We start from the raw sequence: 17,719 nt of genomic DNA, 5'->3' as shown, positions 1-17,719 counted from the left end.
TACAAGGATTGCGCTTTATGATAAGTTTTTCTCGCAAGCTAATCGTTTCATTACTCGTTGTGGTGACTTTCCTGTCGACAGCGGTAATGGGCAGTGAATTATCGACCCGTGACTCTGTGATTGTTATCGATACAGGGCTAACTGATTGGCCGCAGCTTGTTGAGCAGTTGGAAGATGACGCTGAGATCATTCTGGTTGATCAGCAAAGTGACGGAATAAGTCAACTTCATAAAGCACTTTCGGCCCATTCAAATATCCAGTCTTTACATCTTTTTTCACATGGCCAGCAAGGCGCGTTGTTGCTTGGCAATGGCGTGATTGATAGTCAAACCGTGCGAGAAAAAGCGCGCTTTATGAGAGAAATACGTCGTTCATTTGCTGAGGGGGCAGATCTCTATCTCTATGGGTGTGATGTGGCGAATGGTGAGTTCGGTGAGCAGTTTACAACCGAACTCGCACATGCGCTTGGTGTAAACTTGGCGGCGTCAAGTAACAAAACAGGGGCGGCATCTCTCGGTGGCGACTGGGATCTCGAATTTAACCTCGGTGTGGATCGCCCAGAACCGATACAACTTGCTAGCTATGCCTATGTGCTGGCGACCGATACTTTTGATAGTGCGTCAAACTCGGGAAATGTTCTCACGAGTAGTGTTGATTCAATTAGCTACACCATCAACGCGCCGGGCGGCTGGTGGGGCAGCCAACCCTTTGACATGACAGGGGCGGATTCAAACAATAATATTGTTGGCAGTGCAGGGGTTGCAGTTCAGCACGTAGATAATGCGTTGCAAACGTTTTCTTTTGATTCCTCAGTTGATATCACTAGTCTTGCCTTCGGGGACGGAGCAGCAGGCACAGATCTTGGCCCCAGACAGTACACCTTCAGTGACACCACTTCGGGCAGTAGCAACAGTGACGTGACTATCTTTGATAGTGAGATGACATTAAACAGTTCTTTCAGAACAACCGTTGTGACACTGAACTGGACCAATGTGTCGAGTTTTACGGTGACGGCCTCTTATCCTAGTTCTGATCCTACAATAATGTACGATAACTTAATTGCGGCTACCGCAGCGCCTTCCGATAGTACTCCGCCCACTCTGAGTGCCGTTACGCCCGTACCCTCTCCGACAAATGACAGTACGCCAAATTACACATTTTCAACCGATGAAGCTGGGACGCTATCGCTTGGTGGCAGTTGCGGCACTTCAACCAGTACGACGATCAGTAGTACCGGTAATCAAACCATTACCTTAACCCAAACGGACAACAGTACCGCGTTGAGTGACGGTAGCTATTCAGACTGTACCGTGACGGTAACGGATGCGACGGGGAACGCGAGTTCGCCGTTAAGTATCGCGTCGTTCACGGTCGATAGCAGTGCGCCGACCTTAAGTGCAGTGACAGTGGTATCAACGCCGACCAACGATGGCACACCAAACTATGTCTTTTCGACCAATGAAACAGGGACGCTATCGCTTGGCGGCAGTTGCGGCACCTCAACCAGTACGACGATCAGCAGTACTGGTAATCAAACCATTACCTTAACCCAGACAGATAACAGTACCGCGTTGAGTGACGGGAGTTATTCAGACTGTACCGTGACGGTAACGGATGCGACGGGGAACGCGAGTTCGCCGTTAAGCATTGCGTCGTTTACGGTCGATAGCAGTGCGCCGACCTTAAGTGCGGTGACAGTGGTATCAACACCAACTAACGATAGCACGCCAAACTATGTCTTCTCGACCAATGAAACGGGGACGCTATCGCTTGGCGGCAGTTGTGGCACCTCAACCAGTACGACGATCAGTAGTACAGGTAATCAAACCATTACATTAACCCAAACGGACAACAGTACCGCGTTGAGTGACGGTAGCTATTCAGACTGTACCGTGACGGTAACGGATGCGACGGGGAACGCGAGTTCGCCGTTAAGTATCGCGTCGTTCACGGTCGATAGCAGTGCGCCGACCTTAAGTGCAGTGACAGTGGTATCAACGCCTACCAATGATTCAACACCAAACTATGTCTTCTCGACCAATGAAACAGGTACGCTCGCTGTTGGCGGCAGTTGTGGCACATCAACCAGTACGACGATCAGTAGTACCGGTAATCAAACTATTACCTTAACTCAAACCGATAACAGTACCGCGTTGAGTGACGGGACTTATTCAGACTGTACCGTGACGGTAACGGATGCATCGGGGAATGCGAGTTCGCCCTTAAGCATCGCGTCGTTCACGGTGGACAGCAGTGCGCCGAGCCTAAGTGCGGTGACAGTGGTATCAACACCAACCAACGACAGTACGCCAAATTATGTGTTCTCGACCAATGAAACGGGGACGCTATCGCTTGGCGGCAGTTGCGGCACGTCAGCCAGCACAACGATCAGCAGTACTGGTAATCAAACCATTACCTTAACCCAAACCGACAACAGTACCGCGTTGAGTGACGGGAGTTATTCAGACTGTACGGTAACGGTAACGGATGCGTCAGGGAACGCGAGTTCACCATTAAGCATTGCGTCGTTTACGGTGGACAGTAGTGCGCCGACCCTAAGTGCGGTGACAGTGGTATCAACGCCAACCAATGATTCAACACCAAACTATGTCTTCTCGACCAATGAAACAGGTACGCTCGCTGTTGGCGGCAGTTGTGGCACATCAACCAGTACGACGATCAGCAGTACCGGTAATCAAACCATTACCTTAACTCAAACGGACAACAGTACCGCGTTGAGTGACGGGAGTTATTCAGACTGTACCGTGACGGTGACAGATGCATCGGGGAACGCGAGTTCACCATTAAGCATTGCGTCGTTCACGGTCGATAGCAGTGCGCCGAGTCTAAGTGCGGTGACAGTGGTATCGACGCCGACCAATGATTCAACGCCAAACTATGTCTTCTCAACCAATGAAACAGGCACGCTATCGCTTGGCGGCAGTTGCGGAACTTCAACCAGTACGACGATAAGCAGTACCGGAAATCAAACCATTACCTTAACCCAAACCGATAACAGTACCGCGTTGAGTGACGGGACTTATTCAGACTGTACTGTGACGGTAACGGATGCGTCAGGGAATGGGAGTTCGCCGTTAAGTATCGCGTCGTTTACGGTGGACAGCAGTGCGCCGACCCTAAGTGCGGTGACAGTGGTATCAACGCCAACCAATGATTCAACACCAAATTATGTCTTCTCGACCAATGAAACAGGCACGCTCGCTGTTGGCGGTAGTTGTGGCACCTCAACCAGTACAACGATTAGCAGTACCGGTAACCAAACCATTACCTTAACCCAAACCGATAACAGTACCGCGTTGAGTGACGGGAGTTATTCAGACTGTACCGTGACGGTAACGGATGCGTCGGGGAATGCGAGTTCAGCGTTAAGCATTGCGTCGTTCACGGTGGACAGCAGTGCGCCATCCGTCTCTTCTGTGTCAGCATCAACAAGTGATGGCACCTATAAAGTTGGCGATGTTATCGCTGTCACCATCACCTTTAGTGAATCAGTGACGGTTTCTGGCACCCCTCTACTCATCTTGGAAACAGGCGCAACTGATCGCTCCATTAGTTATGGTTCGGGATCAGGCTCTGCGACGCTAACTTTCAACTACACCATACAAGCGGAGGATCAGAGTAGTGATCTGGACTACACATCAACGAGTGCGTTGGTGCTTAACAGTGGCACGATTCAAGATGCTGCGGGCAATAATGCTAGCTTAACCTTGGCGAGTCCTGGGGCAAGTGGATCGTTAGCGGCGAATAAAGCCTTGGTGATTGATGGTACGTTGCCTACGGTGACGCAGGTTACGTCGGCAACGGCAGATGGCGTTTATAAAGCAGGGGATACCCTTGCCATCTCAGTGAGTTTCAGTGAGTCCGTCAACGTAACGGGTACACCGCAGTTGACGCTCGAAACAGGCACCACAGATCAAACTGTCAATTATGCCAGTGGTACAGGTTCAGCCACGTTGATATTCAATTATATCGTGCAAGCTGGCGATACCAGTAGTGATCTGGATTATGCCTCGACCGCCGCTTTATCTCTCAATAGTGGTTCCATTGTTGACTCGGCAGGGAATGCTGCGACGCTAACACTGGCTTCTCCCGGTGCCGCTAACTCTCTGGGCGCGAATAAAGCCATTGTGATTGATACAACGGCCCCGAGTTTAGCGGAAGTGACCGCCGTTGCCTCACCAACATCGAACAGCACGCCAAGCTATGTCTTTAGCAGTAATGAAACGGGCACAATGGCGCTCGGTGGGAGTTGTGGTTCATCGACAACGACAGCGATTAGTGCGTCGGGTAATCAAACTATCACACTGACTCAAACGGATAACAGCAGCGCAATGTCTGATGGCAGTTATAGCGATTGTACTGTGTCGGTGACAGACACCGCAGGCAATGTGAGCGCAGCGTTGAATATCACAGCCTTTACCATCGACACAGCGGGGCCAGCGGTGGCTTCTGTGTCATCGACAACCGCGGATGCATCTTATAAAGCAGGGGATGTCGTCGCAATTACTGTCACCTTTAATGAGTCTGTCGTTGTAACGGGCACGCCACAACTGACACTAGAAACGGGTTCGACTGATCGTCTCGTCGACTACAGCAGTGGTTCTGGATCTGCAACCTTGACGTTTAATTACACCGTGCAAGCGGGTGACTCCGCAAGCGATCTTGATTATGTGTCAGCGTCGTCGCTTTCCTTGAATGGTGGCTCAATAGCTGATGATGCGGGTAACTCAGCAGCACTGACCTTGGCGAATCCCGGTGCAGCAAACTCACTGGCAGCAAACAAAGCGATTGTCATTGATACCACCGCGCCGACGTTGAGTGCTGTCACTTTGGTGTCGACGCCAACACAGGATAGTTCACCGGATTATGTGTTCTCGACCAGTGAAGCGGGTGCAATCGCCTTGAGCGGGCGTTGTGGAACATCAACCAGTACGACGTTAAGTCGCAGTGGTAATCACACCATTACACTCACGCAAACCGATAACAGCAGTGACTTAGCCGATGGTAACTACAGTGATTGTACATTGACGGTCACTGACAGCGCAGGTAATGCGAGCTCAGCACTCAGTATTGCCGCATTTACCGTCGATACTGCTGGCCCAACCGTCAGCTCTGTCTCGTCGACATCCTCTGGTGGTGCTTATAAAGCAGGGGATGTTATCGCTATAACCGTCACCTTCAATGAAAGCGTAACAGTGACAGGCACACCGCAAGTTACCTTAGAAACGGGGGCGACAGATAGAAGCGTTGCCTATAGCAGTGGCTCAGGTTCAACTGTGCTGACATTCAACTACACCGTACAGGATGGTGATACGAGCAGCGATCTTGGTTACGTGTCGACAAGTGCATTGTTGTTAAATGGAGGAAGTATTGCAGATAGCGCTGGGAATGGCGCGACGTTAACTTTGCCAGCGCCAAGTGCATCAAATTCACTTTCCGCCAACAAATCGATCGTGATTGATACTACAGCGCCAACCCTGTTTGTGCTTGGTGCAGTGAGCACGCCGAGCGCAGACAGCACGCCAAATTACATGTTCTCCACGGACGAACCAGGTACCTTAACCTTCGGTGGAAGCTGTGGTTCGTCGACCTCGACAACAGTAAGTAGTGCAGGGAGTCAGCTTGTTACTTTAACGCAAACGGATAATAGCTCGGCGTTAACCGATGGCACCTATAACGACTGTACTGTGACGCTGACCGATGCTGCAGGAAATGCGAGCACAGCGTTAAACGTTGCCGCCTTTGATATTGATACTTCGGGTCCAGCGGTGACCACTGTTTCTTCATCAACCAGTGATGGTAGCTACAAGGCGGGAGATATGGTGGTGATCACAGTGACCATGAATGAGTCAGTGACAGTCACAGGCACGCCGCAGTTAACCGTAGAGACAGGTTCGACAGATCGAATTGTGGATTATGCCAGCGGCTCAGGGACCGCAACCTTGGTGTTTAGTTACACCGTACAGGCTGGGGATACGAGCAGCGATCTTGACTATACCGCGACGAATGCACTCACGCTGAATGGTGGAGCGATAGTCGATGATGCGGGAAATGCAGCATTTTTGACCTTAGCGACACCGGGCGCGACTCACTCATTAGCCGCGAATAAAGCGATTGTGATTGATACAACGGCACCGACATTGAATGGGGTAACAGCGGTTGTCACTCCTAATGCTGACAATACCCCGACTTATGTGTTTAGCACTGATGAGGTGGGAAGTTTATCGATAGGGGGGAGTTGCGGTACATCAACAAGTATCATAACCAGTACTGGGAATCAGTCCGTCACCCTAACGCAAAATGACAACAGTACGGCACTGGTCGATGGTACTTATAGCGATTGTACTGTCACCGTGACGGATGCGGCGGGTAATGCGAGCAGCGCGTTGGCGATTGCAGGATTTACTGTTGATACTGCGGCGCCTACGGTGAGTAATGTAACGTCCGCCACGGCGAATGGCACCTATGGCGCAGGGGAGAGCATTAGCGTGACCGTCACGTTTAATGAGACAGTGGTCGTCACGGGTACCCCTCAACTGACATTGGAAACAGGCACATCTGATCGCACCATCAACTATACGAGTGGCTCAGGCTCGTCGACATTGATATTTAGCTATGTGATTCAAGCGGGTGATAACAGTGATGACTTGGCCTATACCGCCACGAATGCGCTGCAATTAAACAGTGGTACCCTTGTTGATAATGCTGGCAATGCAGCCACCTTGGCGCTACCGTCGCCGGGCAGTAGTGGCTCGTTGTCAGCCAATAAAGCCCTTGTTGTTGATACGACTGCCCCCATGCTCAGTGCAGTCACGGTTGTTGGCACGCCAACATCCGATAATACGCCAGCCTACGTATTCAATGTCGATGAAACGGGTACTCTCGCGGTAGGAGGCAGTTGCGGTACGTCAACAAGTTCAACCATCAGTACCACGGGCAACCATACCGTCACCTTGACCCAGTCAGATAACAGCACTTCACTTAACGACGGCACCTACAGCGACTGTAGCTTGACAGTGACGGATAGCGCTGGGAATGTCAGTTCAGCATTGAGTATTGCTTCATTTACTGTTGATACGTCAACGCCTTCCGTGACGTCGGTATCATCGACAACGGCAGATGGCGCCTACAAAGCAGGTGACATTATTGCGGTGACGGTCACTTTTAACGAGTCTGTCAACGTATCTGGTAGCCCTCTGTTGACATTGGAGACGGGAACCACAGATCAACAGGTTGCGTACAGCAGTGGTACGGGCTCGGCAGTGCTGGTGTTTAATTATACGGTGCAAACGGGTGATGAAAGTAGCGATCTCGATTATGCCGCGACCACCGCTCTGTCACTGAATGGCGGCTCGATTACCGATGCTGCGGGCAACGCAGCCAGCTTAACACTTGCTGCACCGAATACGGCCAACTCACTTGGCGCAAATAAAGCGTTGGTGATTGATACGCAAGCGCCGTCTCTGGCTGTTGTTACAGCGGTCACTTCGCCTTCAACGGACAATACGCCAGATTTCCAGTTTAGTACCGACGAGATAGGTACTGTTGTTTTGAGTGGCAGTTGCGGCACCTTAACGTCTACAGCCATCACAAGTACAGGAAATCAAACGCTTACCCTAACGCAGACCGACAACACGACGGCTTTAGTCGATGGTCGTTATAGTGATTGTACTTTGGCAGTCACGGATGCGGCGGGTAATAGCAGTGCATCGCTCAATATTGCGACATTCACCGTTGATACAACCGAGCCGAGGGTGACTGCGGTTTCATCAACAACCGCCGATGGCGCCTATAAAGCGGGTGACGTGATTGTGGTGACCATCGATATGGATGAAGTGGTTAACATCACCGGCACACCGCAATTAATCCTAGAAACGGGTGACACGGATCGGATCATTGATTATGTCAGTGGCTCTGGTACGTCGACTCTCACTTTTAACTACACAGTACAAGCTGGCGACAATAGTGATGATCTCAGCTATGTCGCGTCGAATTCGTTTACGCTAAACAGTGGTACTGTCACTGACTTGGCCGGCAATGTAGCAACGTTGACTTTACCGTCACCAAGCGCAACGGATTCACTGAGCGCGAACAAAGCTATCGTTGTCGATACGATGGCGCCAACGCTTAGCGTGGTCAGTGCCGTTGGCTCGCCAACCAGCGATAGCAGTCCTAATTATGTATTCAATACCAGTGAAATGGGGACACTTGCGGTTGGGGGACGCTGTGGCACCACAACTAGCACGTCAATCAGTGTGATCGGTGACCAGACGGTGACATTGACGCAAGCGGACAATAGTACAGCCTTGACGGATGGCGCATACAGTGATTGTACCGTTACGCTCACCGATGCTGCGGGCAACGCGAGTGAAGCATTAAGCATTGCGACCTTTGTTGTGGATACTGCTGCGCCGACAATCACAGAAGTAACGTCGAGCAGTAATGATGGCACCTATGTGGCTGGCGATGTTATTCCTGTGATGGTCAGCTTCACAGAGTCAGTGGTGGTGAGCGGTACACCGCAGATCGGTTTAGAGACGGGCACCGTCGATCAATTGGCTGATTACGACAGTGGATCAGCAACGACGACATTGACGTTCAGTTATACGGTGCAAGCGGGCGACAACAGTGCCGATCTTGCTTATATCGCCACTGACTCGCTGATACGCAATAGCGGTACCATCACTGATGAAGCGGGCAATGTCGCTATTCTTACCCTGCCGGAACCAGGCGACGCGAACTCCCTGAGTGCGAACAAGGCGATTATTGTCGATACCGATTCGCCAACCTTAAGTGTCGTGACTGCCGTCGACACACCAACTTCAGATAATATGCCAAACTTTGTGTTTAGTTCTGATGAGGCGGGTACATTCGCGCTAGGTGGGAGTTGTGGGTCATCAACGCACTCAGTGATAGGCGCGTCAGGTCATCAAACTGTTACCCTGACACAAGGTGACAATAGCTCAGCGCTAGCAGATGGCACCTATAGTGATTGTACGGTTACCGTTACTGATGCGGTAGGTAACGTGAGTGCTGCCTTGAGTATTGCAGCATTTACTGTCGATACCATTGCACCTGTATTAACGGATGTTACCGCAGTAGCAACGCCCACCAATGACAATACCCCAAATTATGTCTTCAGCAGTAGCGAGGCCGGAACGCTCGCGATATCAGGCAGTTGTGGCACATCGACGAATGCTGCTGTGACAAGTGTTGGCGAGCAGACAGTCACATTAACGCAAACCGATAATGTATCGCCGTTAGTGGATGGGACTTATGGTGACTGTGGCGTAACGTTAACCGATTTGGCAGGTAACGTTAGCGCCTCCTTGAGCTTTGCCAGCTTTACGGTGGATACAACAGGACCGACAGTGACGTCGGTATCGTCTACTGCGAATGATGGCGACTACAAGGCGGGCGAAGTTATCGGGGTAACGGTGAATTTTGATGAAGCTGTGCTTGTCACTGGCCTACCGACGATGACGCTGGAAACGGGGAGCACCGATCGTCTTGCGACTTACAGCGCAGGCAGCAATACCACGACCATGACCTTTAGCTATACAGTCCAAGCAGGCGATAGCAGTCAGGATCTCGATTATGTGTCGACCGCAGCGTTGGCACTCAATGGCGGCACGATTAAGGATGCCGCAGGAAATGCGGCGACACTGACGTTAGCCTCACCGGGTGAAGCCAATTCAATGGCAGCCAATAAAGCGATTGTGATCGATACCTTAGCACCCACGCTTTCTTTGGTGACCGAGGTTAATTCGCCAACTGCAGCCAATGCGCCGAGCTATACCTTTAGTACTGATGAAGTGGGATCTTTCGTGATGGCGGGGAACTGCGGTACGTCGAGCTCAACGCAGATTGCGAACGCAGGGAACGTAACGGTGCTACTCACGCAAACAGATAACAGCTCAGTGATCGCTGAGGGTAGTTACGATAACTGTGCGATCACCGTGACGGATAATGCTGGAAATGTGAGTGATGCGTTGGCGATCAATGCGTTCACCGTTGATAGAACTGCACCTTCTGTCACGGGCGTTTCATCGACTGTTGCCGATGGCAATTACAACACGGGTGATGTTATCGCCATAACGGTGAACTTTGATGAGCCAGTCTCAGTCACAGGTGCGCCAAGTTTGGCACTGGAGACGGGTGAAATCGACCGTTCGGCAACCTACAGTCGTGGCTCTGGCACCGCGACATTGACGTTTAGTTATAGCGTTCAAGCCGGTGATGTAAGCCGTGATCTTGCTTACTTGAGCCGCACTGCGTTGTCGTTGAATGGCGGAACACTGACGGATGCAGCCGGAAATGATGCGTCACTAACGCTGTTGGAACCCGGTGCTGTCGGTTCATTAAGCGCCAACAAGGCCATTGTTATCGATGGTATTGCGCCAATGGTCACTATGGTCTCTTCATCCACCGCTGACGGGAGTTACAAAGCGGGAGAGGTCATAGCGATTGATATTACCTTCAATGAAGTTATCTCAGTGACAGGGTCACTAATACTTGCGCTTGAAACAGGTGATGTCGATAGCACCGCCGAATTTATCAGTGGCTCTGGTACTGAGACATTGACCTTCAATTATATTGTGCAGAATGGTGATAACAGTGATGATCTTGGTTATGTGTCGACAGAGGCACTGACACTTAATGGCGGTACATTGACTGATGTCTCTGGAAATGTCGCGTCCTTGGCATTGCCTGTATTAAGCAGCCTTGACTCCTTATCGAGTAACAAAGCGATCATTATCGATACCACATCGCCAACGGTATCTATCGCCAATGATCAGTCATCGACTGCCGTTGGAGATGTGACGTATACATTCTCCTTCAGTGAAGCCGTAACAGGGTTTACGGTTGCCGATGTGGATGTGGATGGCGGTACACCGAATGGCAGTTTTGCAATAGGTAGCGATGGTGAAAGCCGTTACACCTTGGTCGTTAGCCCAGACGCCAATAGTACGTCCAGTCTCGTGGTTAATGTGTCTGATAACGTTGTCCAAGACATGGCAGGCAATGGCAACAGTGCCGCCTCGACTCACACCCAGCCCGTTGACAGTATGGCACCAAGTTTGAGTATCACCGCCGATGTAGCGAGCCTGAAAGTGTCTGAAACTGCAATAGTTACCTTCACGATTTCTGAAGCAGATAGCAACTTTGTTTTAGCTGATGTCGATGTCATCGGTGGTGAGTTAAGCGCGCTAACAACGACCGACAACCAGACATTTACCTCGCGGTTTACTCCAACGGAAAATAGTGAAACTGATGCCACGTTTAATGTGGCGGCGAATGCGTTTAATGATGCTGCGGGCAATGGTAATACAGCGGCGACCGCGCTAACAATTGCGGTAGATACCTTAGCGCCAACGGTGACGATGGGTAGTGATAAATCAGCCCTTAAAGCGGGCGAGACGGCTGAGGTAAGTTTTGAATTGAGTGAGTCATCCGCTGACTTCGTGCTGACAGACATCGATATCGTTGGGGGAGAGTTGAGCGCGCTCAGTCAAGTGGATAATCGCTATACGGCCACCTTTACACCATCAGAAGAGCGTGAAGCGTCAGCAACGATAGATGTGCTTGCCGCGAAATTTACTGATGCCGCGGGCAATGAAAACAATGCAGCACAGCAACTGACGTTGGCTATCGATACCATCATACCTTCGGGCCACAGTGTCGTGTTCGATCAGTCGTTGATCAATGCGAGCAATGAAGAGAGCAGCAGCTTTACTTTTGCCAATGCGGAAGTTGGCGCTAGCTTTACCTATGAAATCCGTGATGGTGAAAACCTTGTTGTAAGTCATACGCCGACCACATTGATTGCGAGCGATCAGCAAGTGACAGCTCTTGATGTGAGCACGCTCAACGAGGGCACCTTAACACTTGCGGTGGTGGTGACGGATAACGCGGGTAATGTCGCTGATGCGGTGCTTGCTGAGGTTGAAAAACGTTATGATGCTGCGCCTGTCGCAGTGGATGACATGTTCACGACGGATGAGGAAGCGCTGGTTAAGTTTGATTTGCTGGCGAATGATACCGACATTAATCAGGATATGGTGGCGTCATCTGCTCTCATCCAAACGGCACCCACGAAAGGTAGCGCGACGATTGCGAACGGTGTGGTGACTTATCAACCTAACTTAAACGCTGTCGGTACAGATACCTTCACTTACACCGTCAAAGATGCCACGTTATTAGAATCAAATGTGGCGACGGCGACGGTGACTATCCATGCTGTGAATGATGCGCCTGTCGCTGCAGCGCTAGTCATCAATACCAATGAAGATGCGGAAAGTGATCCCTTGGATGTGCGCAGTGCTGCAACCGATGTCGAAGATACTATGCCAACAGGCGAGTTGGTATTAACGACAAATCCTACCCGCGGTGCGGTGGTGATTGATCAACAAGCGGGCACGTTTGTCTACACCCCTGACGACAATACATTTGGTGCCGACAGCTTTACCTATACGATTGCCGATAGTGAAGGGAAGGTGTCGAACATTGCTACAGTGAACGTTAACGTTGGTGCGGTCAATGATGCCCCAATCGCGGCCAATGATGCCGTTTCGTTCAATGAAGATGTTGCCACGACACTTGCGGTGTTAAGTAACGATAGCGACATTGAAGATTTGGCGTTTGCCGGAAGCAATATCACCCTTGAAGACCAAGGTAGTGGTAAAGGTGTTTACGCTTTTGCGGTGGTGACAGTCGGTCAGGATGGCAGCTTGAATATCTTGCCAACGCAAGACATCAATGGGCAGTTTAGCTTTACGTATACCCTGACAGACAGTGGACAAGCGGTATCGAATGCGGCAACCGTCAGTGTCACCATTGCGGCGGTGAATGATGCACCTGTCGCGGTTGATAATGCTGCCGAGTTGCAGGAAGAAGGGGAGTTTGAAGTCAATGTATTGGGTAATGATACCGATGTAGATAGCGGCGATCGCCTTGATACAGCCTCGGTCACTGTAGTGACACCGCCAACACAGGGTCAAACCCGCCTCACTGACAGTGGCACGATTATCTACACGCCGAATGCGGACTACTTTGGTGAAGATAGTTTCACCTATACCGTGGCTGATAGCGCTGGTGCAGTGTCAAATGTGGCCACTGTTGTTATGACAGTGACGCCAGTGAATGATGCCCCTCAGGCCATCGCGCAGGCAGTGATCGTAGCAGAAGATGGTCGCCTCGATATCACGTTGACGGGATCAGATGTTGAAGACGATGCGCTCACCTTTGCCATTTCGCAAACCGCAAGCCAAGGTGAACTAGCTCAGTTGTCAGCCAATCAATGGCGTTATACGCCAAACAGTGATTACTTTGGCGATGATGTGTTCCAGTTTACTGTCAATGACGGCCAAGTGGAGTCAGTGCCAGCGGCGGTCAGTGTGGCCGTCACGGCTGTCAATGATGCGCCAACGGCAGCTGATGTGGACGCGCAAGGTAATGAAGATGAGCCGTTGAGCCTTGCCCTGTTAGGCGAAGATACGGAAGGCGATACACTCAGTTACCGTATTGTTGATCTGCCCGAGCAAGGCCAGTTGACGCTAGATGGCGCGAATGTGCGATACCAAGGTGAGACTAATTTCTTTGGCCAAGATAGCTTTACTTATGTCGCCAATGACGGGGAGTTAGACTCTGAAACTGCCACGGTGAGCATTACACTGAGTGCAGTGAACGATGCGCCAATCATTGCGGGCACGCCAGTCACAGAAGTGACAGAAGACACCCTCTATACCTTCACGCCATCCTTCACGGATAGCGATACCGAGGACAATCACACTTACTCCGTGACTAATGCACCGAGCTGGGCCCGTTTTGATACGGCGACTGGCACCTTGAGTGGGACACCGAGCAATAGTGATGTGGGGGACTATAGTGGTATCGTGATTTCTGTCTCTGACGGTAGCGAAAGTGATGCGTTGTCCGCGTTTACCATTCGTGTGAGCAATGTCAATGATGCGCCTGTGATAGGGGGGACACCCGCAACAACGGTGGAGGAAGACAGTCTCTATGTCTTCACACCGACAGCGAGTGATGTCGATAGTAGTCGCTTGTCATTCTCCATTAATCGCGTACCAAACTGGGCAATCTTTGATTCGTCTACTGGTCGTTTGTCAGGCACGCCAACCAATGAGGATGTCGGGCAATATAGTGACCTGATCATTAGTGTGTCTGATGGCGAACTGAGTGCATCGCTTGCCGCATTCACCATCAGCGTGTCCAATGTGAACGATGCGCCGACGATTAGCGGTATCCCGATCTTGCAAGTCAACCAAGGCGAGCACTACAGCTTCACACCTTCTGCTGAGGATGTGGATAGCAGCATACTGACATTTAGTATCGCCAATAAACCCGCTTGGCTGAGCTTTGATAGTGCAACGGGAGGACTGAGCGGTACACCAGAAAATGAGGATGTGGGAACAAGTCTATTGATGACAATCGCCGTCTCTGATGGGGTTGACTCTGCGTCGTTGGCTGCTTTTGCCATTACCGTGGTGAATGTGAACGATGCGCCTGTGGCGTTGGATGACACCTACGAGTTCGTACAAACAAGCAACAACACCTACCTGCTTGATGTGCTGGCAAACGACAGCGATATCGATGAGGACTCATTGGCGTTAGAGTGGGTAACTTCGAGTGAAAATGCCAGTATTCTCGACGATCAGGTTCAGTTTGTTGCGGCGCAAGTCGGCACCTATACCGTGCAATACGGTATTGAAGATGGCAACCAAGGGCAAGCCACTGCCACTGCGACGATTACGATTCGAAGCGCGGCCTTAGATGCGCCTACCATCACCGCGCCAGCTGACATCGACGTGCTTGCCACAGGCTTGTTTACACGGGTTGAACTGGGTACCGCAGTGGCGTTTGATAGCCTAGGTAATGCGCTCCCCGTCAAGTTGGTCGACAATCGTGCCAACTTTAGACCAGGGGTTAATACGGTTTATTGGAGTACCGAAGACTCGCAAGGCAATGTGGCGCAAGATTCGCAAACCGTGAATGTGTTCCCGCTGATCAGTTTGTCGAAAGACGCGCAGTCGACAGAAGGTACCATGCATAGCGTGTCAGTGATCCTCAACGGTCCATCACCGATCTATCCCGTGGTTGTGCCTTACAGCATTTCTGGCACGGTCGATGACAGTGATCATTCGTTGCAAGCGGGTGAGGTGGTGATTGCGTCCGGGATGCAAGCTCAGATTGAGTTCGAGTTGTATGAGGATACAGTTTCAGAAGGTATGGAAACCTTGGTCATTGAGCTTGACCGCGGGTTGAACCTAGGCAGTAAAAACACCTTTACGTTAAGCATCTATGAAGAAAATGTCGCGCCTCAAGCGACGGTGAGCATCGAGCAAGAGGGCGAAGTGCGAACCCGATTAGAGCAAGAGGATGAAGAAGTCACCGTCGCGCTGACGATCACTGATGCTAATCGCCAAGATAGTCACGCGGTTGAATGGACTTCAAGTAACGATAGCTTGAGTACCTTACTCGAAGGGCAAACCACAGCGATGCAGCTGTCTCTTGATGTCGATGACCTTGATGTTGGCATCTATCCATTAAGTGTGCTGGTGACAGATAACGGTGAGCCGCCGTTGTCAGTGATGAAAATCGTGTATCTGGAAGTGGTAGAGTCATTGCCAGAGTTGTCTGACGACGACAGTGACGGCGACTCGATTCCCGATGACCAAGAAGGGCATGGTGACGACGATGAAGATGGCATCCCAGATTACCTTGATGCGATCTCTGAATGTAACGTTATTCCTCAGCGCGTTGTTGATAGCAGTCGTTTCCTCATAGAAGGTCAACCGGGTGTCTGCTTGCGTAAAGGCATCACGGTACTTAATAACCAAACGGGCGGGAGTGAACTGCTTGAAGTTGAGATTGAAGAGGATGAAAACGCCGATAACATCGGTGGTATTTTCGATTTCGTTGCCACTGGCTTACCACAAGCAGGCCAAAGCTATCAGTTGGTAATGCCTCAGCGTCTCCCTGTGCCCGCAAATGCCGTTTATCGCAAGTTCCGCACTGAGTTAGGCTGGGTCGATTTTGTTGAGGATGAAAACAACAGCGTGGCATCTTCGCTTGGGGAGTCGGGTTATTGTCCACCACCAGGAGATGATCGTTGGGTGTCTGGGTTGACGGAAGGACATTGGTGTGTGCAGCTCACCGTTGAAGATGGTGGCCCCAACGATGATGATGGCATGGCGAATGGCACTGTTGTTGACCCCGGCGGTGTGGCCGCGCGTGCGACAACCAATACGCTACCAACGGCCAATGATGATACCGCGTCGGTAAGTCGTAATAGCAGCGTCACCATCGATGTGTTGAGCAATGATGTCGATACAGATGGAGACGCCTTAACCTTGAGTTCTGCTTCAACCAACATTGGTTCGGTGTCGATCGTCGACAATAAACTTTTCTACGAGGCTGCCAGTCAGTTCTTTGGAGACGACACCATTATCTATAGCGTTACTGATGGCAATGGTGGTACGGGGACAGCCCAAGTCGGCGTCACCGTGGTAAACAGTGCTGCACCGCGGGCCATCGATGATCGCGCTGAAACCGATGACCGTCAGGCGATTACGATTCAGGTGTTAATCAATGACTCTGATCCTGATGGCGACCGCATCAGTGTGGTTTCGGCTGTAGCACAAAGCGGCACCGTAGTGATTAACAGTGATCAGAGCTTAACTTACACCCCTACACTTGGATTTGATGGAGAAGATCTGGTGACCTATGTGATACGCGATACGTTTGGTCTAGAGGATAGTGCGCAAGTTCGCGTCACTGTCGAACGTGTGTATGAAGTGGAAGTGGCCAACAACTCGGGAGGCAGTAGTGTCGGCATTTTCGGATTGTTACTGCTCAGTATGTTGGCCGCCGCAAGAGCGCCACGGCAAGGAACTCAATGGCGGTTACTCTTCTTACTGTGCGCTGTGTTGAGTACGCAGAGTCAAGCCGCTTGGTTTGTGGAGGGGGAAGTGGGTGTGAGTGAAGCGAATGGGCGAGAAACCTCTTCACTGGCAACGAGCTATACCTCAGATAACACAGGCACGCTGTTGTCGTTCGGTGTTGGTTACCAGTTTAAACCCGATTTAGGATTGACACTTCGCTATATCGATATGGGAGAGGGCAGTGCAACATTGCGCCAAGCAACGGCATCGCCAGAGGTATACCATCAGCGCGTGTCCGAGGTTTCACCCTTATTAGTGAGTGGCGTCGGACTCGATGTTGGCTATACCTTGTTACGTTACCATGGCTGGTCTGGGGCGTTGACCTTGGGGGCGATACGCTGGGAGGCAGACATTGACAGTGATTATCAAGGCACGCACTTATCGACACGCTATAAAGGTGTGGACCCGTATTTAGGGTTAGGGATTGACTACACCATTAATGAAGAGTGGCAGTTAGGCGTGCAAGTTTCACGCTACTTTATTGAGCATAATGATGTTGATAGTGCGATTTTGAGTCTGAAGTATACGTGGGCAGATTGAACCCACTGACGACTGGCTGACCTGACGGTGTGCTGCGCTAGCGAATGACCGATACGCCTTTTTGTATCCCCTAGCTTATTAACGATGCGAGAGGATAGCATCATGAGCGTATCGGTCTTGCTCTTTGATGTGAAGTCAATAAGCTGTCACAAAAGTCGCGAGCCTAGAAACATTGCTTCATGGAAGCTTTGCTT

The 17,719-nt window shown here is 50.9% G+C and carries 1 protein-coding gene; it reads left to right on the top strand.

All coding sequences use genetic code 11. The features are described 5' to 3' along the window. Positions 1-17: 17 nt before the first annotated feature. Positions 18-17,525, top strand: coding sequence for an Ig-like domain-containing protein (locus TSUB_RS08745; RefSeq protein ID WP_159064845.1), 17,508 nt, complete (start codon positions 18-20; stop codon positions 17,523-17,525). Positions 17,526-17,719 lie beyond the last annotated feature (194 nt).

The sequence above is a fragment of the Thaumasiovibrio subtropicus genome, assembly GCF_019703835.1.
Taxonomy (GTDB): Bacteria; Pseudomonadota; Gammaproteobacteria; order Enterobacterales; family Vibrionaceae; genus Thaumasiovibrio; species Thaumasiovibrio subtropicus.
This window is presented reverse-complemented; position numbering and strand designations above follow the sequence as displayed.

Excerpts from the sequence above, each read along its gene's own strand:
- TSUB_RS08745 (WP_159064845.1), top strand. The coding sequence starts at position 18 with ATGATAAGTTTTTCTCGCAAGCTAATCGTTTCATTACTCGTTGTGGTG.